This is a genomic window from Mesorhizobium japonicum MAFF 303099, from assembly GCF_000009625.1.
Taxonomy (GTDB): domain Bacteria; phylum Pseudomonadota; class Alphaproteobacteria; order Rhizobiales; family Rhizobiaceae; genus Mesorhizobium; species Mesorhizobium japonicum.
Genome location: NC_002678.2, coordinates 3,193,091 through 3,211,823 on the forward strand (window position 1 = coordinate 3,193,091; position 18,733 = coordinate 3,211,823).

Annotated in this window: 19 protein-coding genes; 2 read left to right on the forward strand and 17 right to left on the reverse strand. The window is 65.1% G+C overall.

Features of this window, described 5'->3' with window-relative positions:
• Nucleotides 1-16 precede the first annotated feature (16 nt).
• From MAFF_RS16685 to rsfS, 10 genes are all read right to left on the reverse strand, one after another.
• On the reverse strand, nt 17-1,273 hold the full coding sequence (locus MAFF_RS16685; RefSeq protein ID WP_010912102.1) for a D-amino acid dehydrogenase: 1,257 nt from the start codon (nt 1,271-1,273) through the stop codon (nt 17-19).
• Between the two features lie 124 nt (nt 1,274-1,397).
• A complete protein-coding gene (locus tag MAFF_RS16690) occupies nt 1,398-1,940 on the reverse strand; it encodes a nucleoside-diphosphate kinase (protein WP_010912103.1) in 543 nt (180 codons plus the stop codon).
• Nucleotides 1,941-1,954: 14 nt separating this feature from the next.
• Nucleotides 1,955-2,377, reverse strand: coding sequence for a nucleoside diphosphate kinase regulator (rnk, locus tag MAFF_RS16695; RefSeq protein ID WP_010912104.1), 423 nt, complete (start codon nt 2,375-2,377; stop codon nt 1,955-1,957).
• 276 nt (nt 2,378-2,653) lie between these two features.
• Nucleotides 2,654-3,799, reverse strand: a complete 1,146-nt coding sequence (gene alr / locus MAFF_RS16700) for an alanine racemase (protein ID WP_010912105.1) — start codon at nt 3,797-3,799, stop codon at nt 2,654-2,656.
• A 63-nt stretch (nt 3,800-3,862) separates the two neighbouring features.
• Nucleotides 3,863-4,384, reverse strand: coding sequence for an RNA pyrophosphohydrolase (locus MAFF_RS16705; protein ID WP_010912106.1), 522 nt, complete (start codon nt 4,382-4,384; stop codon nt 3,863-3,865).
• Nucleotides 4,385-4,421: 37 nt separating this feature from the next.
• Complete coding sequence (locus MAFF_RS16710) at nt 4,422-5,603, reverse strand: divergent polysaccharide deacetylase family protein (RefSeq protein ID WP_032932117.1); 1,182 nt, start codon at nt 5,601-5,603, stop codon at nt 4,422-4,424.
• Nucleotides 5,604-5,783: 180 nt separating this feature from the next.
• A complete protein-coding gene (locus MAFF_RS16715) occupies nt 5,784-7,115 on the reverse strand; it encodes a S41 family peptidase (RefSeq protein WP_010912108.1) in 1,332 nt (443 codons plus the stop codon).
• Nucleotide 7,116: 1 nt separating this feature from the next.
• Entirely contained in the window at nt 7,117-8,487 is a 1,371-nt protein-coding gene (locus MAFF_RS16720) for a murein hydrolase activator EnvC family protein (RefSeq protein ID WP_010912109.1), read from the reverse strand.
• Between the two features lie 206 nt (nt 8,488-8,693).
• Nucleotides 8,694-9,176 carry a 23S rRNA (pseudouridine(1915)-N(3))-methyltransferase RlmH gene (gene rlmH, locus MAFF_RS16725; RefSeq protein ID WP_010912110.1) on the reverse strand — a complete coding sequence of 161 codons (483 nt, stop codon included), beginning with the start codon at nt 9,174-9,176 and terminating at the stop codon, nt 8,694-8,696.
• A gap of 85 nt (nt 9,177-9,261) precedes the next feature.
• Nucleotides 9,262-9,639, reverse strand: coding sequence for a ribosome silencing factor (gene rsfS, locus MAFF_RS16730; RefSeq protein WP_010912111.1), 378 nt, complete (start codon nt 9,637-9,639; stop codon nt 9,262-9,264).
• 243 nt (nt 9,640-9,882) lie between these two features.
• Here rsfS and MAFF_RS16735 point away from each other — a divergent pair, with 243 nt between their 5' ends.
• On the forward strand, nt 9,883-10,734 hold the full coding sequence (locus tag MAFF_RS16735) for a mechanosensitive ion channel family protein (protein ID WP_010912112.1): 852 nt from the start codon (nt 9,883-9,885) through the stop codon (nt 10,732-10,734).
• Between the two features lie 56 nt (nt 10,735-10,790).
• On the opposite strand, the gene MAFF_RS16740 is transcribed toward MAFF_RS16735, so the two are convergent.
• The 5 genes from MAFF_RS16740 to obgE form a co-directional block, all read right to left on the reverse strand.
• The gene (locus MAFF_RS16740) at nt 10,791-12,089 is read right to left on the reverse strand and encodes an MFS transporter (RefSeq protein WP_010912113.1); all 1,299 of its coding nucleotides are present in this window, start codon (nt 12,087-12,089) and stop codon (nt 10,791-10,793) included.
• A gap of 95 nt (nt 12,090-12,184) precedes the next feature.
• On the reverse strand, nt 12,185-12,817 hold the full coding sequence (locus MAFF_RS16745) for a nicotinate-nucleotide adenylyltransferase (protein WP_162034373.1): 633 nt from the start codon (nt 12,815-12,817) through the stop codon (nt 12,185-12,187).
• Between the two features lie 202 nt (nt 12,818-13,019).
• Nucleotides 13,020-14,306, reverse strand: a complete 1,287-nt coding sequence (locus MAFF_RS16750; RefSeq protein WP_010912115.1) for a glutamate-5-semialdehyde dehydrogenase — start codon at nt 14,304-14,306, stop codon at nt 13,020-13,022.
• A gap of 3 nt (nt 14,307-14,309) precedes the next feature.
• On the reverse strand, nt 14,310-15,446 hold the full coding sequence (proB, locus tag MAFF_RS16755; RefSeq protein WP_010912116.1) for a glutamate 5-kinase: 1,137 nt from the start codon (nt 15,444-15,446) through the stop codon (nt 14,310-14,312).
• A gap of 4 nt (nt 15,447-15,450) precedes the next feature.
• Nucleotides 15,451-16,482 (reverse strand): GTPase ObgE, encoded by a 1,032-nt coding sequence (gene obgE / locus MAFF_RS16760; protein ID WP_010912117.1) that lies wholly within the window; start codon nt 16,480-16,482, stop codon nt 15,451-15,453.
• A 132-nt stretch (nt 16,483-16,614) separates the two neighbouring features.
• Between obgE and MAFF_RS16765 the strand changes: the two genes are divergently transcribed.
• Nucleotides 16,615-17,484, forward strand: a complete 870-nt coding sequence (locus MAFF_RS16765; protein ID WP_010912118.1) for an endonuclease/exonuclease/phosphatase family protein — start codon at nt 16,615-16,617, stop codon at nt 17,482-17,484.
• 176 nt (nt 17,485-17,660) lie between these two features.
• On the opposite strand, the gene MAFF_RS16770 is transcribed toward MAFF_RS16765, so the two are convergent.
• Together MAFF_RS16770 and rpmA are read right to left on the reverse strand one after the other, a co-directional pair.
• The gene (locus MAFF_RS16770; protein ID WP_010912119.1) at nt 17,661-18,248 is read right to left on the reverse strand and encodes a GNAT family N-acetyltransferase; all 588 of its coding nucleotides are present in this window, start codon (nt 18,246-18,248) and stop codon (nt 17,661-17,663) included.
• Between the two features lie 120 nt (nt 18,249-18,368).
• A complete protein-coding gene (rpmA, locus tag MAFF_RS16775) occupies nt 18,369-18,638 on the reverse strand; it encodes a 50S ribosomal protein L27 (protein ID WP_010912120.1) in 270 nt (89 codons plus the stop codon).
• Nucleotides 18,639-18,733: the final 95 nt, after the last annotated feature.

Genomic DNA, 18,733 nt, shown 5'->3' on the forward strand with positions numbered 1-18,733 from the left:
TCTCCCCGCGCCGCGCCTATTTCAGGTAGCGCTCCTGTGCCAGGGCACGGGCATCGATCTCGGGCACCTTGTTCGACATGATGTCGGCCAGCACCTTGGCCGAACCGCAGGCCATGGTCCAGCCGAGCGTGCCATGGCCGGTGTTGAGGAAGAGATTGGAAAGCTCGGTGCGGCCGATCAGCGGCGGCCCGTCCGGCGTCATCGGCCGCAGGCCGCACCAGAAGGTCGCCTCGCGCATGGCGCCGGCGCCCGGAAAGAGATCGCCCACCGAATGTTCCAGCGTGCGCCGCCGCGATTCATGGAGCCTGAGGTCGAAGCCTGAAATCTCGGCCGTGCCGCCGACGCGGATACGGTCGCCGAGCCGGGTGATCGCCACCTTGTAGGTCTCATCCATCACGGTCGACACCGGCGCCACGTCGGCGTCCTTGATCGGCACGGTGATCGAATAGCCCTTGACCGGATAGACCGGGATCGACCGTTTCATCCGGCGCATGAAGCCGGCCGAGTAGCTGCCCAGCGCCATCACATAGGCTTCGGAAGCCTTGAACCCCTTGCTGGTGCTGAGGTTGGCAACGCGGTTGCGGCTGCGAAGGACGCGCCAGATCGTCGTGTCGTATTCGAACTTGACGCCACGCGCCACGCAGAGCTCGGCCAGTTTCTCGGTGAACATCTTGCAGTCGCCGGTCTCGTCATGCGGCAGCCTCAGCCCGCCGACGAATTTCTCGCGCACGCCGCCCAGCGCCGGCTCCGCCGCAATGCAGCCGTCCTGGTCGAGGATCTCGTAGGAAACGCCATATTTCTTCAGCACCTCGACGTCACCACCGGTGCCATCGAGCTGCTTTTGGGTGCGAAACAGCTGCAGCGTGCCCTGGGTGCGCTCGTCATAGGTGATGCCGGTCGCCTCGCGCAGCGCCTTCAGCGTGTCGCGGCTGTATTCGGCCAGCGGCACCATGCGCGACTTGTTGATGGCATAGCGCTCGGTCGTGCAGTTGCGCAGCATCTTGACCAGCCAGGTCCACATATGCGGGTCGAAGGCCGGTCGAACCACCAGTGGGCCATGCTTCATCAACAGCCATTTGATCGCCTTTAGCGGAATGCCGGGCCCGGCCCAGGGCGAGGCATAGCCGGGCGAAATCTCGCCGGCATTGGCAAAACTGGTTTCCAGCGCCGGGCCTTTCTGGCGATCGAGCACCGTCACCTCGTGGCCGGCCTCGGCGAGATAATAGGCCGTGGTCACCCCGATGACGCCGCCGCCCAGCACCATGATCTGCATCGTTCACTCCTTGCCGCGCCGCGCATCCTCAGGACGCCCGTGGACGCGGCCGCATTTCTCGATTTGCGCATGATCCCAAATGAAAATCGACGCCGATTTTCGAGAACCATACGCTGTTGCCCATTCACGCCGCCGAGGGACCGGGGTCGTCGTCTTCTGTCTGCCGCATTCCGGCCGTCTCGCCAAGAGGCTGCCAATCGTCTGCGGCGCTGTAGACGAGAGTGAGCCCATGCGGTCGCCGCCCGTCGGCCCGGTCTTTCTGCCTGACCGCGCGCCCGGCAGCCTCCGGCTGGTAAAGCACGGCCTTGATCAGGATCGACTCCCGCCGGCCGTCGGCGTGCTCGATCGAGGCCGTTTGGCCCTGTGCCATGCCAAGCATGCAGAGCCCGCGCCTGGTTGCCACCGACAGGCTGGAGCCGACCGGTCCGCGCACCTCGTTCTGCACCAGGGTGCGCGTCTGGGCGTGACCGGCATCGATGCTGAACACCACCCTGCTGTTCAGCGTGACGATATCGGGGCCGACCGTATCGATCGGGACGACATCGGCGCTTGAAAGCTTGTGTTCGAGCACATGCACGATCGGATCCGCGAATGCCCGCCGGCGCTCCAGCATGACTTCGAGGACGGCACGGTCCTTCGTCGTCAGACAGCAATTCGTACTCTTCATCACCGCCTCCACGATCAGCGCCGCTGCGCGCCGGAGACCGGCGTGTCGACGGCTTCGACGGTCACCGACAGCTCACGGCCGCCACGACTGCTCCAGCACACCGCCTGCCCGATCGACGCTCCGATGAGCGCCGTTCCCATCGGCGTCAGCACCGAGATCCTGTTTTCGGCAATGTCGGCTTCGCCGGGATAGACCAGCATGATGCGCTGGGTCGCCCCGCCTTCGCCGCGGACCGTCACGGCCGATCCCATACGCACCACGTCGGCCGGCATCGCCGCCGCGTCCGTGACGACGGCGCGGTCCATTTCGAAGAGCAGCTCCTCGGCCGTCTCGGGGGCACGGTCGAGCAAGGCTCTCGCCAGGCCGGTCAACCTGTCATGGTCGGTGTCGCTGATCAGAATCCGGCTCGATGGACGCGGTCCTGTTGCATGTTGCATGGCAAACCTCATGGATCGGCGCATCGAATGGATGCGCGCTTGCCACCGCACTGACGGCGGCGTGATGAAAAAGCCGGCAGCCGCGAAGGGCTATACGGCTTGATGGCGGTTGTGGATGTATGGATGCCCCGATACGGACGGACGCCAGAAGGCGGCCGCGCCGGGGCTACGATCCCGCGATCGGGCAGACCCTGAACAAGGTTCTGGTGTAAGCGAGGTTGCTCATGCCCCGAACCTTGCCGACAGGCGCCCGCTTGTCAAGCGCGGCCAAACCGCTCAGCCGCCGACATAGTGGCGGTGAAAGCGCGGGCCGAGACTGGCCAGGATTTCATAGCCGATGGTGCCGGCATGGCCGGCGGCGTCGTCGACGCTCTGCGAGGGACCGAGCAGCTCGACCAGATCGCCCTCGCGCAGCCTGCCGGGCGGCAAAGCGGAGATGTCGAGAATAATCGAATCCATCGACACACGCCCGAGGAAAGGCAGGCGCACGCCTTCGAACCAGGCCGCCGAAGCGGAGCGGCGCAGCCAGCCATCCGCATAGCCGAACGAAATCGTCGCCAGGCTCAGCGGACCGTCCGCGTGATAGCTGTGACCATAGCCGATGCCGGCGCCCTTTTCGATGCGGCGCGTCTGCGCCACCTTGGCCTGCAGCCACACCACGGGCAACATCGGGTTGGGCTCGCCCGGCGTCGGGTTGATGCCGTAGAGCGCGGCTCCGGGCCGAGCGAGATCGTGATGGTAGGACGGCCCGAGAAAGATGCCGGAGGAATTGGCGAGCGAGGCGGGCGCCCGGGGCAGCATGGCGCGCAGCCGTTCGAAGGCCAGCCTCTGCTGTTCGTTGGCCGGATGGCGCGGCTCGTCGGCGCAGGCCAGATGGCTCATGACATATTTGATGTCGATGCCGTCGAACGCGCTGCTATCCCCGGCCAGCGCCTCGACTTCGGCCGGCGCCATGCCGAGCCGCGACATGCCGCTGTCGACCTGGATGGCCGCCGGCAGCCGGCGACCGGCATCGTGCACCGCCGCGCGCCAGGCTTTCAACTGCGCGCCACTATTGATGACCGCGCAAAGGCCAGCCGCCACCGCTTCCGGCTCGGAGCCAGGCGGCAGCCCGTTCAGCACGTAGATGTCCGGTCCGGTCCCGACCGCCTTGCGCAGCGCGATGCCTTCGGCCAGCAGCGCGACGAAGAAGATGTCACAGCCTTCCCGGGTCAGTGCCGCCGCCACCTTGGCCGCGCCAAGGCCGTAGCCATTGGCCTTGACAACGCCGGCGCAGTGCACGCCGCCCAGCAGCGCCTTCAGCCGCCGGTAGTTTTCACGGATCGCGCCGAGATCGATGGTCAGGATCGCGCCGGCCGCGGCCTCGCTGACCGGCCAACCGGTGACGGTTTTCGCAGCAGTCGGATTGACGGCGTCGTTCATGGCGACCCTCATTGCATCGGCCATCAATACGACCCCCGCACCAACGCGGCAACCTCGACGCGGCTAACGCGCCAGATGGCTGAACGCCGCCACCACCTCTTCATAGACCTTGCGCTTGAACGGCACGATCAGGTCGGGCAGATCTTGCATCGGCCGCCACGACCATTTGTCGAATTCGGCGGTGTGGCCGCCCGGCGGCGGATTGATCTGGATCTCGCTGCCGTCGCCATGGAAGCGGAAGGCGAACCATTTCTGCATCTGGCCGCGATATCGACCCTTGAAGGCAATGCCGACGAGATGGTCCGGCAGGTCGTAATTGATCCAGTCCGGCGCTTCGGCGAGCAGCGAGACGCTGCGCATGCCGGTCTCCTCATAAAGCTCGCGCTCGGCCGCCTGCAGCGGCTCCTCACCCTTGTCGATGCCGCCCTGCGGCATCTGCCAGAGCTGCGTCGTGCCGGCGAATTCGCTGTCGGGTTCGGCAATGCGATGCCCGACCCAGACCAGGCCCTCGCCATTGAGGATCATCAGCCCGACACAGGGACGGTAGGGCAGCGTTTCGCGGTCGACCTTCTTCGTCTTTGGCATCAGTCAGTCTCTCCAGCCATCTTCAGAAGGGCATCGCCTAGCCCTTTTGCGGATCGATCGCCACCGCTGAAATCGGCACGATCTCGATGCCGCGCTTCTTGGCCTCGGCAATCCAGGATGAGACGATGTCGACTGTGAGATCAAAGGCCGAGCCGATGCCGACGGCCGTGCCCTTGGCCCGCGCCGTGGCTTCGAGACCGTCGAGTTTCTTCAGGATGGCGCCGCGATCCTGCACCGCGTCGATCGCCGTATCGCCGGCGACGAAGGGCACGCCGTCCTTCAGCGCCAGGTCGGGCGCCAGGCTGCGCGCCGATGAGCCGTCGTCTATATAGGCGAGACCCCGTTTGCCGAGTTCGGCCATGAACGGCTCCATCGCCGCCTTGTCGGCGGAAAAGCGCGCGCCCATATAGTTCATGACGCCGGTGTAGTTCGTCGTCCGCGACAGCGCCCAATGCAGATTCTTGAGGTTTTCTTCGGCGCTCCCTGCCACTGTCAGCGTGTTGCGGCCGGGGTTGACGTTGGGATAGTCGAACGGTTCGAGCGGCACCTGCATGACGATCTCGTGGCCACCCTGCCTTGCGGCCTGCATCCAGCGGCCGATGCTGTTGCCTTGCGGCGCGAAGGCCAGCGTCACTTCCGCAGGCAGCTTGGCTATCGCAGCCTGGGTACCGGTCTGCGAGACGGCCAGCCCGCCGATGACGATCGCCACCCGCGCCCCGCGCGCTCCGGACCACGGCCGTGCATAGACATCGAACGGGCGCCTTCCATCGGCGGAGCGCATCGGCAGCGGTCCAGTGTCGCTGGCCTCGATCAGCGCCTTGTCGGGAAGATGCGCGATCTTCAGGTTCTGCCCAATGCTCGATGGGTCGCGGATGACGATAGCGGCCTGCGGAGGGCCATCGCCCTCCTCCTTCTGCACATGGATGATCTGAGGACCACCGGTCTTGGACGGCGTTTCGACCTTTGGCGTCGCGGCTGGGGCCAAGGCGGATGGCGCGGAGGCGGGCTCGGCCGCAGCCGTCACTTTCGGCGTCGAAACAGCGACCTCTTGCGGCTTGCGAAACGGCTTTTCCCTGAGTGCGATCGCGGCCGAGACGCCGACCAGCGCCAGCACGACGACGGTGGACACGACCACGCCAGTGCCGCCTTTGCGGGCAGCGCGCGGCGCCCGGACGGTCTGTCCAAGCGGGCGTTCGATGTCCTTGCCGATATCAGCCAAGCCCTGTCCCCAGGGCGCATGGTTGCGAAGGCGATCCCTTCAGCGACATGCGCGCATTCATCAACCCTGGCGCCCCCTGGCGCCGCATCCGGAGGCTTGGTCTTGCCTCCCCGAATCAAACTGCCGGAACCTTTCGGTCCCGGCAGCATCGCATTGCTTCGTTCAGCCGGCCAGACTGGCTTACTGGTTGAGCACGGCCTTTTCCGGATTGGGCGGGAAAGCGGGATCGGTCTTCTGTCCACGCAGCAGTTGCTCAGCAAAGATGAGCTGCAGATCGTCCTTCGGATCCGGCGGCACATAGGCTGCCGAGCCCGAGCCGGTCTTGCTCTCGTCGGCGCCCTTGATGTGGCCCTTGAGATCGGATTCACCGCGCGTCAGGTCCCTGCCCTGCAGTTCCGGCGGCAGCGGCTGGTCGACCTTGATGTCGGGCGTGATGCCCTTGCCCTGGATCGACTTACCCGACGGCGTGTAATAGAGCGCCGTCGTCAACCGCAGCGCGCCATTCTCGCCGAGCGGAATGATGGTCTGCACCGAACCCTTGCCGAAGGACTGCGTGCCCACCACCGTGACGCGACGCAGATCCTGCAGCGCGCCGGCGACGATTTCGGACGCGCTGGCCGAGCCGCCATTGACGAGCACGATCATCGGCTTGCCGTTGATGTCGTCGGTCTGCTTCGGCTTGGCATCGAAACGGGTGACGTCCTTCGGATCGCGTCCACGCGTCGAGACGATCTCGCCACGCTTCAGGAAGGCGTCGGACACGCTCACCGCCTGGTCGAGCAGACCACCCGGATTGAGGCGCAGGTCGAGCACATAGCCCTTGAGCTTGTCGTCCGGCACCTGCTTCTTGATGGTGTCGATGGCGTTCTCGAGGTCGTCATAGGTCTTTTCGGTGAAGGAGGTGATCTTCATGTAGCCGATGTCGTTCTCGACCCGGAACTTGACCGCCTTGACCTTGATGATGTCGCGCACCACCGTCAGCTCGATCGGCTTGTCGGCACCCTGGCGCAGGATGGTGAGCTTGATCGGCGTGTTGACCAGGCCACGCATCTTGTCGACCGCGTCGTTGAGCGTCAGGCCGCGAACCTCTTCGCCGTCGATCTTGGCGATGTAGTCGCCGGCCAGCACGCCAGCCTTGGCGGCGGGCGTATCGTCGATCGGCGTGATCACCTTAACCAGGTCGTTCTCCATGGTGACCTCGATGCCGAGGCCGCCGAACTCGCCCTTGGTCTGAACGCGCATGTCCTGCGCCTGTTCGGCATTCATGTAGGAGGAGTGCGGGTCGAGAGAGGAAAGCATGCCGTTGATGGCGTTCTCGACCAGCGACTTGTCGTCAGGCGGCGTGACATATTGTGCCCGCACCCGCTCGAAGATGTCGCCGAAGATCGCCAGCTGCTTGTAGGTCTCCGAGCCCGCAGCGTTCGCCGACGAGCCAGGAGCACCATAGACAAGGCTCATGGCGGATGCGCCCATCAGCGCACCGGCAAACAGAAGCGACAGTTTCCGCATCATTTCACGTCCTTCCAGAAAAACGGTCCGCCCACCATGGGGCCGGATCGACGGGTTTTCCATCCTTGCGGAACTCGACGTAGAGTTCCGGCGTGGCATTTCCATTCTTCGAAACCGAGGTGCTTGCCACCCGGGCCTCTCCCATCGCGCCGACCGGCTCTCCTGCGAGCACTGACTGGCCAGTCACGACGCTGATTCTGCTCATCCCCGCCAGAACGACATGATAACCGTCGCCGGCATTGAGGATCAAGAGTTGACCATAAGAGCGAAACGGCCCCGCATAAAGCACATTCCCATCCGCCGGAGCGGTGACGATGGCTCCCGATTGTGTCGCAAGCATGTCACCAAGCATCACTGCGCCGTTACCGTCGTCCGCGCCGAACCGGCGTTTGATGCGGCCGGTCACCGGCAGCGCGATCTGCCCCTGCAGCGCCGAGAAGGGGGCCGTTGCGGCGAGCCGGTTGCCTTCGGGAACCGGCAGTGACGCCAGCGATGCCGTTTTGTCGCCGCCATCGTTTCCATCGCTGGCCTGAACGTCACCCGGCTGGCCCGCGGCGGCTGCCTTTGCGGCATCCGCGGCCTTGCGGGCCTTGTCGGCCTGCGCTTCGAGCGAGGCGATCAGGTCCTTCAGGCTGGAGGCCTTGGCCGCCAACTGCTGGGAACGCTGCTGTTCGGCCGCCATTTGCGCCTGCGTATCGGCCTCGAGCTTCTGCTTGGCTTCCAGCAGCATGCCGAGCCGCTTCTTTTCCGCCACCTGCTCGCCGACAGCGTCCGTCAGCCGCGCCCGCTCGGCCTCGATCGAGGCCGTCACCCGGGTCTGCTCCTTGAGGTCAGCCAGCAGGCTGTCGGTCTGCTGGCGCAATTCCGGCACCACGGCGCCGAGCAGGATGGCGCTGCGCACCGACGAAAGCGCGTCCTCCGGCTTGACCAGGATTGCCGGCGGCGGGTTGAGCCCCATGCGCTGCAGCGCGCCCAGCACTTCGGCCAGCACATCGCGGCGCGCCACGAGCGAGGCGCGGATTTTCTGTTGCTGGTCCTTCAGCCCTTCCAGCTTGGCGCCGATGTCCTCGATGTCCTGGCCAAGCTTCTGCTCGGTCATCGCCGACTGGATCAGCGCGGCGGTGATCGAGGCATGGTCCTTCTTGACCGCTGCGATATCGGCGGCGAGCTTGGCAAGCCGTTCTGACGACAGCGTTATCTCCTTGGAAACCTGCTCGTATTCGGCGCGGCTCTGATCCGGATCGGGCGCCATGTCGAGCGTGCTCTCGGCCCGCGCCGCGTGGAACGACAAGAGGATCGCCGCTGCCGCGATACCGCAGCGCGCGCGCCAGGAGCCCCCTGTTGGGCCCGGTGTCGATTTCCAGCCTTCAGACATTCGCGATCTATACTATCCGCGGCTTCGTTAACGAATCATTAACCATGTTTGACGAGCCCGCCTCCGAATGGATGTTGCCCAAAGTGGTCCCCGTTTTGGACAACGGCGTGCATCAAAACCACAGATTCTAAATCTAGCTCGGCATTGGGGCGGAAATCCGGGCAATGGGCGACGAATCACCGCTGGCGGCCACTCTAGCGGCAGGTTCACGCGCGATGATAGGGGTGGCCGGAGAGGATCGTCGCCACCCTGTAGAGCTGCTCCCCCAGCATCACCCGCACCAGCTGATGCGGCCAGGTCAGCGCGCCGAACGATAGCACCAGATCGGCCTGGTCGCGCAGCGGCGGATCATGGCCGTCGGCGCCGCCTATGGCCAGCACCAGCACCTTGCGCCCACCGTCGCGCAACTGTCCGATGCGATTGGCTAAATCCTGCGAGGAAAGGCTCTTGCCGCGCTCATCGAGCAGGATCAGCGCCGTGCCCGGCTGCAGCTGCGCCTGCAGTCGGGAGCCTTCGTCGCGCTGGCGCTCGATAGCGCTCTGCGACCGGCCCTCGGCGATCTCGGTAATTCCGGCGAATTCGAGCCCGACCGCAGGCCCGCTCTTGGCGAAGCGCTCGAAATAGCGGTCGGCCAACTCCCGCTCGGGGCCGGCTTTCATTCGGCCCACGGCATGAACTGAAATCTTCATCCTCGCCTCTATGAGCCGCTAATGCATGTCATCCAAAAGTGGGAAGCGGTTTTGGGATAATCACATGCATCAAAACAAAGGCGGCTTAGTGGAGGGTCTCTTCCTCGAGATCCGGCGCCTGCCACATCTTTTCGAGATTGTAGAATTCGCGGACTTCGGGGCGGAAGACATGGACGATGATGTCGCCCGAATCGATCAGGACCCAGTCGGCGCCGGACAGCCCCTCGACGCGCGCCGTGCCGAGCCCGGCATCCTTGAGCGCCTTGAGAAGATGGTCGGCGACAGCCGAGACATGACGGTGCGATCGGCCCGACGCGACGACCATGTAGTCGCCGAGGCTCGATTTCCCCTGAATGTCGATTGAGACGATGTTTTCGGCCTTGGAGTCTTCCAGACTGGCAAGGACTGTGTTGATGGCGCGGGACACGGCGTCGTTTACGCTGATCCCGGCCGGCGAAGGCACGATGTCGGCCTTCTTCCGCAGTGCTGTTCTCAGTGTATTTCCTTTCGCAGCAAGAACAACCAAATCACCCCCAAAAGCAGGTGACACCACTTAGATAGGCAGAGTTCCCTGACAGTTTCAAGACGCAGCCCCAACTCACGCGAACTCGCCGGTTGCCCGCTTGTTCCCTACGGGGCGCAAAAAAGATCGGAACCGAGGCGTCTGGCATGGGTTATCGGCTGACCGACCAACCGGAATCCCGCCATGCCGATCGATCCGCAAAACACCCTTCTCACCGTCCAGGCCGGCCTGGCGCAGCTCAGCACGCTGATCGTCTCCTATTCCTTCTCGGCCATCGGAGCCATCATCCTGCTGGTGGTCGGCTACATCGTCGCCGGCCTCGCCGAGCGCTCGATCTTCGCCGGCCTCGGCCATATCCATGGTTTCGACGCGACGCTGCGGCATTTCTTTTCCAAGATCGTCCGCTACGCCATCCTGATCCTCGTCGTCATCATGGTGCTCGGCCAGTTCGGCGTGCAGACCGCCTCGATCATCGCCGCGATCGGCGCCATCGGCCTTGCCATCGGCCTGGCGCTGCAAGGCACGCTGCAGAACATCGCCGCCGGTATCATGCTTCTGGCGCTGCGGCCGTTCCGCATCGGTGAGTCCGTCGAAGTCGGCGCCATATCAGGCTCGATCGAGGAGATCGGCCTGTTCGCCACCAGGCTCAGGACCGCCGACGGCGTCTACATACTGGCGCCCAATTCGACGCTGTGGAACCAGCCAGTGCGTAATTTTTCGCGCAACGGCGTGCGCCGCAGCGACATCAGCTTGAGCATCGGTTCGTGGAACGACATCGACGGCGCCCAGAAGACATTGCTTGCCATTGCCGGCGTCGACAAGCGCATCCGTCGTGAACCGGCGCCGGTCGCCTTCGTGGCCAGCCTCGGCGACACGACCGTTTCGCTTACCTTGCGCTATTGGACTTCGGCGGCCGACTACTTCTCCACGAATATCGACATGACGAAGCGCGCAAAGCAGGCTTTCGACGCAGAGGGCATCTCCATCCCGCTGCCGCCGCCGGAAGCGCCGGCGCCGGAGGCCCGCAAGCAGTAGGCGATGGCGGGGCGCCCGGAGCGGTTTCCCTACGGCCTTGCGAAGAAAAACAGCCTTCAATCCTTGGTCCGGCCTGCGATCTCTTCCGGCGCATAGGCGAGTTCCACCGGCAGCGGCGCCTGCGCCGTCATCGGTGCGAAGCTGCCGGTCTCGGTGGCGGGCACGGCCTGCGTGGTGAAGACGCGCAACAGCACGAACAGGCAGAAGGCGCAGGCGATGACGACAGCCACATAGATGAAGGCCTGCGTGCCGAAAATGGCCGACAGGGCCGTCACGATGCCCGGCACCACAAAGCCGGCCAGAGACCAGGCGAACAGGAGCGAGCTGGACAACGCCACCATGTCGTCCTTGCCGGCACGGTCGGCGGCATGCGCGCTGGACAGCGAATAGATCGATTCCGAGGCGCCGTCCCATAAGACATAGATCACCAGCAGCGCCGGCAGCGCGCCGCCGTCGAAACCGAGCGCGAGCATGCCGGCGGCCGCGGCAAGCGCGGATGCCCCGATCAGCACGTAGCGGCGATCGGTGCGGTCGGAAATCCAGCCGAAGGGAAGCTGCAGGATCAGCGTGCCGAGCGGCATCACCGAAAGCAGCAGTGCCACATCGGCCTGGCTATAGCCCTTGGCCGTGGCATGGATTGGCGCGAAACCGGAAATCGACATGGACAGGCCGCCGACCGCCAGCATGCCGGCAACGCCCACCGGCGAAATCCGCCAGGCCCGGCGCAGCGCCACCGAGGCCGCCTGCGGCGCCGGCGGCTGCGCCAGCCGTGTCATGCCGACGGGAAGGATCGACAAGGCGGTGAAAACGATGCCGATCAGCGGCGCGTCCGCGGTTTTGATGTCGACCAGCGCCAGCGTCGCATAACCAACGCCGAGCCCGGCGACATAGGCGACGTAGAAGAAAGCCATCACCCGGCCGCGTATGGCGTTGGCCACGGCATCGTTCAGCCAGCTCTGCGCGACAATGAACAGGCCGCATATGGCAAAGCCGTAGAGGGCGCGCGCGCCGATCCACAGCACGGGGTGCGGACCGGCGCCGATGGCCGCGTTGGAGAGCGCGATCAGCGCCGACAGCACCATGAAGGCGCGGGCATGGCCAACCCTGCGCACCAGCGGCCCGGTCAGGATGCAGCCGGCAAGACCGCCGGCCGACAGGCCGGTGACGATCAGCCCGGCCCAGGTCGGATCGAAGCCCTCGACGCCGAGCCGGACCGGGATGTAGGCAAACATCAGCCCATTGCCGATGGCGATCAGCGCCATCGACACGATGACACTGGCGATCGCGATCAGCGGCGTCGGCGCGCTGCCATGCTCTGGCTCGACTGCGGGTTGGGTCTTGGTTTGAGTTGCCATATCCGGTCAGCATCGCCGATCCATCAGGCACGCGCCGCTGTAAAAACGACATGGCCGGGCGGCCTAAACGCTCGCCCTCGCGTTGCGGAGAGGCGTCACCCCTTCGCCATTTTCCGGATCGCGCTCGACGACAGCGACGAGCGCGGGCCGTGGATGAAGGTCCAGGCCGGCGCCCTCATGCGGGCAAGAAGCGGCGCGTCGCCTTCGTCGATGCGGGCATAGTCGAAGGTCTTGGCGACGACCGACGATAGGAACGACAGCGTCGCGCCCGGCCGGTCGATGACCGCGATCGGGAACGTCAGCACGATCTCGCGCCAGCGCTGCCAGCGATGGAAATCGCGCAAACTGTCCGCACCCATGATCCAGACGAAGTCGACGCCGGGATTGCGCGCCTTGACCAGCGCCAGCGTGTCGGCGGTGTAGCGCACATGATGCGCCGCCTCGAAGGCGGTGACCTTGATCTTGGGGTTCCTGGCGATCTGCTCGGACAGTTGCAGCCGCTCGGCCAGCGGCGCCAATTCGCGCGTGCTCTTCAGCGGATTGCCCGGCGTCACCATCCACCAAAGCTGGTCGAGCGCCAGTCGCCTCAGCGCAATTTCGGCGACCAGCGCATGGCCGGCATGCGGCGGATTGAACGAGCCGCCGAACAGGCCGACGGTAAGGCCTTTTTCGGCATGCGGCATCTTCAGGTAGGCGGAGGGGATGGTCGGCTGAAGGGACGACAGCATGGTGCTAGGCACCCCCCTCTGTCCTGCCGGACATCTCCCCCTCAGGGGGGGAGATCGGCGACTTCACTGACGGCAGAAATTCTGGGGCGGCAGCGATTGGCGAAAGCAGAAACAACAGCCAATCTCCCCCCTTGAGGGGGGGGCCGGCAGGGCAGAGGGGGGTCCGCGCGCGCAACGCCTCAGGCTCTATCGACGAAAAACGTCAAGGCCTCACCTGTCCCGACCCGCGCACGCGATATTTGAACGAGGTCAGCTGCTCCACGCCGACCGGCCCGCGCGCATGCATCTTGCCGGTGGCGATGCCGATCTCGGCGCCCATGCCGAACTCGCCGCCATCGGCGAACTGAGTCGAGGCATTATGCAGCAGGATCGCCGAATCGATCTCGTTGAAGAACCGCTCCACGGCCTTCGGATCCTCGGCGATGATCGCCTCGGTGTGATGCGAGGAGAAGGTCTCGATATGCTCGATCGCGCCACCGATGCCGTCGACCAGCTTCACCGCGATGATGGCGTCGAGATATTCGGTCACCCAGTCGGCATCGGTCGCCGGCTTGGCGTCGAAAAACACCTTCAGCACCTCTTGATCGGCATGGATCTCGCAGCCGGCGGCGCGGAGCGCATCGAGGATCGGCACCAGGTGCGTGGACGCCACCGCGCGGTCGACAAGCAGCGTTTCGGCGGCGCCGCAGACCCCGGTGCGCCGCATCTTGGCGTTGACGGCAATCTTGACCGCCATGTCGAGATCGGCGGAGCGGTCGATGTAGAGATGGCAAATGCCTTCGAGATGGGCGAAGACCGGCACCCGCGCCTCGCTCTGCACCCGCCCGACCAGGCTTTTGCCGCCGCGCGGAATGATGACGTCGAGCGCACCACCCAGCCCCTTCAGCATCTCGCCGACAGCGGCGCGGTCGGTGGTCGGCACCAGCTGGATGGCGTCTTCCGGCAGGCCGGCGGCCTTCAGGCCCTCGACCAGGCAGGCATGGATGGCAGCGGAGGAATTGAGCGAATCCGAACCGCCGCGCAGGATCACCGGATTGCCGGCCTTGAGGCAGAGCGCACCGGCATCCGCCGTCACGTTCGGCCGGCTCTCATAGATGACGCCGACGACGCCGAGCGGCGTGCGCACGCGCTCGATCCGCAGGCCGTTCGGCCGCTCCCAGGCGGCGATCACGTCGCCGACCGGATCCTTGAGTTCAGCGATTTCACGGATGCCGTCGGCCATCGCGCGGATGCGCGCCGGAGTGAGCTTCAGCCGGTCCATGAAGGAGGCGGACAGCCCGGCTTCCTCGCCATTCGAGACATCGATGGCATTGGCGTCGAGAATGTCCTGCTGTCTGGCGACGATCGCGTCCGCCATGGCAAGCAGCGCGGCATTCTTGGCAGCGGTGGGGGCGATGGCCAGCGGTCGAGCGGCGGCGCGGGCGCGGCGGCCGATATCGGCCATCAGCGCCACGGTGTCATCCCCGGATTTTTCATGCAGCTTCAGCATGGCTCATCCTCCGCTTATGTCGCCCCCAGCGTGACTCACCACGAGGTCGTCGCGGTGGATCATCGCTGAACGCGCTTCGTAGCCGAGCACGGTTTCGATCTCGGCCGTCTTCAGGCCTGCGATCCTTACGGCATCGGCGGCATCATAGGCAACCAGCCCGCGCGCGATCTCGCGCCCGTCGGGCGACAGGATCGCCACCGTATCCCCGCGCGAAAAATTGCCGCTGACCAGTTTGACGCCGGCCGGCAGCAGCGATTTGCCCGATGCGAGCGCACCGACGGCGCCGGCGTCGACCGTCAGCCGGCCGGCCGGTTCGAGCTGGCCGGCGATCCAGGTCTTGTAGCCCTTGACCGGATTGGCGCTCGGCCGGAAGAAGGTGGCGCGCTCGCCGCGCTCGATCGCCATCAGCGGCGACAGCCGCGTGCCCGAGGTGATGATCATCGCGGTGCCGGCGGCGGTGGCGATCTTGCCGGCATCGAGCTTGGTGCGCATGCCGCCGCGCGACAGTTCGGAGGCGGCAGCCCCCGCCATCGCCTCGATGTCGGGCGTGATGCGGTCGACCACCGGAATGAACTTGGCCTTGGGGTCGCGCGCCGGCGGTGCGGTGTAGAGCCCATCGATGTCGGAGAGCAGCACCAGAAGATCGGCGCCCATCATGGTGGCCACGCGCGCGGCCAGCCGGTCATTGTCGCCATAGCGGATTTCGGAGGTGGCGACCGTGTCGTTCTCGTTGATGACCGGCACCGCCTTCATCTTGAGCAATGTCGAGATCGTCGCGCGCGCATTGAGATAGCGGCGGCGCTCTTCGGTATCGCCAAGGGTCAGAAGAATCTGGCCCGACTTCAGGGCGCCCCTGCCGAGTGCATCCGACCAGGCGCCGGCGAGCGCGATCTGCCCGACGGCGGCGGCCGCCTGGCTCTCCTCGAGCTTCAAGGCACGCTTGCCAAGGCCAAGGATGGTGCGGCCAAGCGCGATGGCGCCGGAGGAGACGACGAGGATTTCGGCGCCGCCCTGGGCAAGCACCGCTATGTCGTCGGCGAGCGAGTCCAGCCAGTCGCGCTTCAAGCCGCTCGCGCGGTCGACGAGCAGCGCCGAGCCGATCTTGACGGTGATGCGCCGGTATTTTTTCAGCGACTGCATGGTCTTACTTTTCCCAGCGCGTCTCGACCACGGGCGCGGCCTCCGCGCGCGCCTCGGCAATCACCGTCATCAGCGCCCGCAGAACGGCCTCCACACCTTCGCCGGTGACGGCGGACAGCAGCATCGGCGCGCGGCCGGCGGCGCGCTTCAGCGAGGCCACCTTCTTCCTGCGTGCATCGGCATCGAGCGTGTCGACTTGCGAAAGGGCCAGTATCTCGACCTTCTCGATCAATCCATTACCATAGGCATCGAGCTCGGCGCGCACGGTCTTGTAGGCCTTGCCCGGATTTTCCTCCTGCGCCGAGACCAGATGCAGCAGCACGCGCGTGCGCTCGACATGGCCAAGGAAGCGGTCGCCGATGCCGACGCCCTCATGCGCGCCTTCGATGAGGCCCGGAATGTCGGCGATGACGAATTCGCGCGCATCGATGCGCGCGACGCCGAGGCCGGGATGCAGCGTCGTGAACGGATAATCGGCGATCTTCGGCTTGGCCGCGGTGACCGCCGCCAGGAAAGTCGACTTGCCGGCATTGGGCAGCCCGACCAGCCCGGCATCGGCGATCAGCTTCAACCGCAGCCAGATGTTGAGCTCTTCACCGGGAAGACCGGGATTGGCGCGGCGCGGCGCCTGGTTGGTCGAGGTCTTGAAATGCTGGTTGCCGAAGCCGCCATTGCCGCCCTTGGCGAGGAGGAAGCGCTGGCCGACCACGGTGAGGTCGCAGATCAGCGTCTCATTGTCTTCCTCGAACACCTGGGTTCCGGCCGGCACTTTCAGCGTGACGTCGGCACCCTTGGCACCGGTCATGTTGCGGCCCATGCCATGGACGCCGGTCTTGGCCTTGAAATGCTGCTGGTAGCGGTAGTCGATCAGCGTGTTCAACCCGTCGACCGCTTCCAGCCAGACATCGCCGCCGCGCCCGCCATCGCCGCCATCCGGCCCGCCGAACTCGATGAATTTCTCGCGCCGGAACGACACCGAACCGGCGCCCCCGTCACCGGAGCGGACATAGACCTTGGCTTGATCGAGAAATTTCATGGGATTGCAGTTTCTTTTATTGGCCTTGCGGCATTGCTCTAAACCTTGGGCCTTGCTCTAAACCAAGGCGCGGTCAAGGGCGAGGCCGTTTTGTGACAATGGCCGCTTGGGGTCGGCCGGAGACATGTTGCCATGAAGCTTGTAACCTACAACATCCAGTACGGCATCGGCCTTGATGGGCAATACGACGTCGCGCGTATTGCCGACGCGGTGCGCGGCGCCGATGTGGTCGCGCTGCAGGAGGTCACCCGCAACAATCCGAGGAACGGCGGGCGCGACATGGTCGCCGAGATCGGCGAGGCGCTGCCAGACTATTTCGCCGTCTATGGCAGCAATTTCGAGGCCAATATCGGCTCGCGCATCGAGAACGGCCGCGCCATCACGACCACCTTCCAGCTCGGCAACATGATGCTGTCGAAGACACCCATTCATCTGTCGCGCAACCTGCTTTTGCCGCGCAGCCGCAGCTTCGAGATGATGAACTTCCAGCGCGGCGCGCTGGAAGCGCTGATCGAGACGCCGCTTGGCTTCATCCGCTTCTATTCCATCCATCTCGATCACCGTAGCCCGGTCGAACGCGCCAGCCAGATCCAGTTCCTGCGCCGGCGCCTTTTGAACTACGCGCTCGAAGGCGGCGCGCTGTCGGGCGTCGCCGAGATCGGCCTGCCGGAATTGCCGCATCCCGAGGCCTTTGTCGCCATGGGCGATTTCAACATGCTGGCCGGCTCGCCCGAATATGTCGAACTGGCCGGCCGGCCGGACCATCAGTTCGGCATGCCGCTGACCGCCGACTTCGCCGTCGATGCCGCCGTGCGCCTCAACGTCACCGGCGACGATCTCGCCAGTTGGGTCGACCCCAAGGACCCGGCGAACACCAGCCGCCACAAGCGCATCGACTACGTCTTCACCAGCGCCTCGCCTGCCCGGTCGCTGCAGCACCTGTGGGTCGACCACCAGGCAACCGGTTCGGACCATCTGCCGGTATGGGCCGAACTGGGCTGACTCCAAATTTGATCCGAATTTCGGCACTGCGCGCCGAGATGTGTCGAGATTCAGGTCAGGCCGAGCCGAGAATGGTGGGGTCCGAGAACCGGAGCGGAGCGTACTCTTGGTACGTGAGCACCGGAAGCGCAGGACGCCGCCATTCGCAGGCCGGCCTCACCTGAATATCGACACATCTAGAAATGCACCCAGTTCCGCAGGCTCGTCCAGGTCTTGCGATCCAGCCTGTAGCGCTCGACCGGCACCTGGCCGGCGACGATCGAGTTCAGCATGCCCTGCCCGGCATACTGGAAGCCGCACTTGTGGATCACCCGGCGCGAGGCCGGGTTGATGACCCGGGTCGAGGCATGCAGCACCTGGACCGACGTCTTCTGGAAGGCGAGGTCGACCAGCGCGTGGGCGGCTTCCGTCGCATAGCCGCGCTTCCAGTAGGGTTCGCCGATCCAGTAGCCGAGCTCCAGCCCGCGATCGGTGGTGTTGAGCCCCGCGCAGCCGACGAAGGTGTCGGTTCCGGCCAAAGTCAGCGCATAGGCGATGCCGGCGCGGCGCGACCGTGTCATGGCCAGGAAGGCGCGGGCCTCGGCCTCGCCATAGGGGTGCGGCATGCGCGCCAGCATTTCGGCGACATGACGGTTGTCGGCAAGCTCGACCAGTTGGGCGATGTCGCTCTCGCGCGGCGCTCGCATCACCAGCCGCTCGGTGACCAGCACCGGGCAGTCTATCGCGTAACTTTCGTCTTCTGAGTCTTCCGCTTCGGCAACCATTTCAAAGTCCTCCAGGCACAAGAAAAAGGGGAGATGGAAACCCATCTCCCCTGATCCTTTTCCTGGCGTTGCCAGACACCGGTTCCCGAGATGGGCGCCGGTGTTCTAGTGCGGAACCGGCTACTCCGCGGCTTTGGTAATCGGGTTGACCGATACGTAGGTTCGGCCGTTGGCTTTTTTGTTGAACGTCACGGCGCCGGATTCGAGCGCAAAAAGGGTATGGTCCGTGCCCATGCCGACATTGACGCCGGGATGCCAGGTGGTGCCGCGTTGACGAATGATGATGTTGCCCGGGATGACGGCTTCGCCGCCGAACTTCTTCACGCCCAGACGCTTGGAATGCGAGTCGCGACCGTTGCGCGACGAGCCGCCAGCTTTCTTGTGTGCCATCTAACTAACTCCGTTGCGCCGCAAGGCGCCTAAAAGGCCTTATGAACGCGTTCGCGTTCCGTTTCAAGTCCGATCCGGCGGATGTTTCGCCGGAA

Bases quoted from the DNA above. Each gene is read 5' to 3' on its own strand.
- MAFF_RS16685 (WP_010912102.1), bottom strand. From the start codon at position 1,273: ATGCAGATCATGGTGCTGGGCGGCGGCGTCATCGGGGTGACCACGGCC.
- MAFF_RS16690 (WP_010912103.1), bottom strand. From the start codon at position 1,940: ATGAAGAGTACGAATTGCTGTCTGACGACGAAGGACCGTGCCGTCCTC.
- rnk (WP_010912104.1), bottom strand. From the start codon at position 2,377: ATGCAACATGCAACAGGACCGCGTCCATCGAGCCGGATTCTGATCAGC.
- alr (WP_010912105.1), bottom strand. From the start codon at position 3,799: ATGAACGACGCCGTCAATCCGACTGCTGCGAAAACCGTCACCGGTTGG.
- MAFF_RS16705 (WP_010912106.1), bottom strand. From the start codon at position 4,384: ATGCCAAAGACGAAGAAGGTCGACCGCGAAACGCTGCCCTACCGTCCC.
- MAFF_RS16715 (WP_010912108.1), bottom strand. From the start codon at position 7,115: ATGATGCGGAAACTGTCGCTTCTGTTTGCCGGTGCGCTGATGGGCGCA.
- MAFF_RS16720 (WP_010912109.1), bottom strand. From the start codon at position 8,487: ATGTCTGAAGGCTGGAAATCGACACCGGGCCCAACAGGGGGCTCCTGG.
- rlmH (WP_010912110.1), bottom strand. From the start codon at position 9,176: ATGAAGATTTCAGTTCATGCCGTGGGCCGAATGAAAGCCGGCCCCGAG.
- MAFF_RS16735 (WP_010912112.1), top strand. From the start codon at position 9,883: ATGCCGATCGATCCGCAAAACACCCTTCTCACCGTCCAGGCCGGCCTG.
- MAFF_RS16740 (WP_010912113.1), bottom strand. From the start codon at position 12,089: ATGGCAACTCAAACCAAGACCCAACCCGCAGTCGAGCCAGAGCATGGC.
- MAFF_RS16745 (WP_162034373.1), bottom strand. From the start codon at position 12,817: ATGCTGTCGTCCCTTCAGCCGACCATCCCCTCCGCCTACCTGAAGATG.
- MAFF_RS16750 (WP_010912115.1), bottom strand. From the start codon at position 14,306: ATGCTGAAGCTGCATGAAAAATCCGGGGATGACACCGTGGCGCTGATG.
- proB (WP_010912116.1), bottom strand. From the start codon at position 15,446: ATGCAGTCGCTGAAAAAATACCGGCGCATCACCGTCAAGATCGGCTCG.
- obgE (WP_010912117.1), bottom strand. From the start codon at position 16,482: ATGAAATTTCTCGATCAAGCCAAGGTCTATGTCCGCTCCGGTGACGGG.
- MAFF_RS16765 (WP_010912118.1), top strand. From the start codon at position 16,615: ATGAAGCTTGTAACCTACAACATCCAGTACGGCATCGGCCTTGATGGG.
- MAFF_RS16770 (WP_010912119.1), bottom strand. From the start codon at position 18,248: ATGGTTGCCGAAGCGGAAGACTCAGAAGACGAAAGTTACGCGATAGAC.
- rpmA (WP_010912120.1), bottom strand. From the start codon at position 18,638: ATGGCACACAAGAAAGCTGGCGGCTCGTCGCGCAACGGTCGCGACTCG.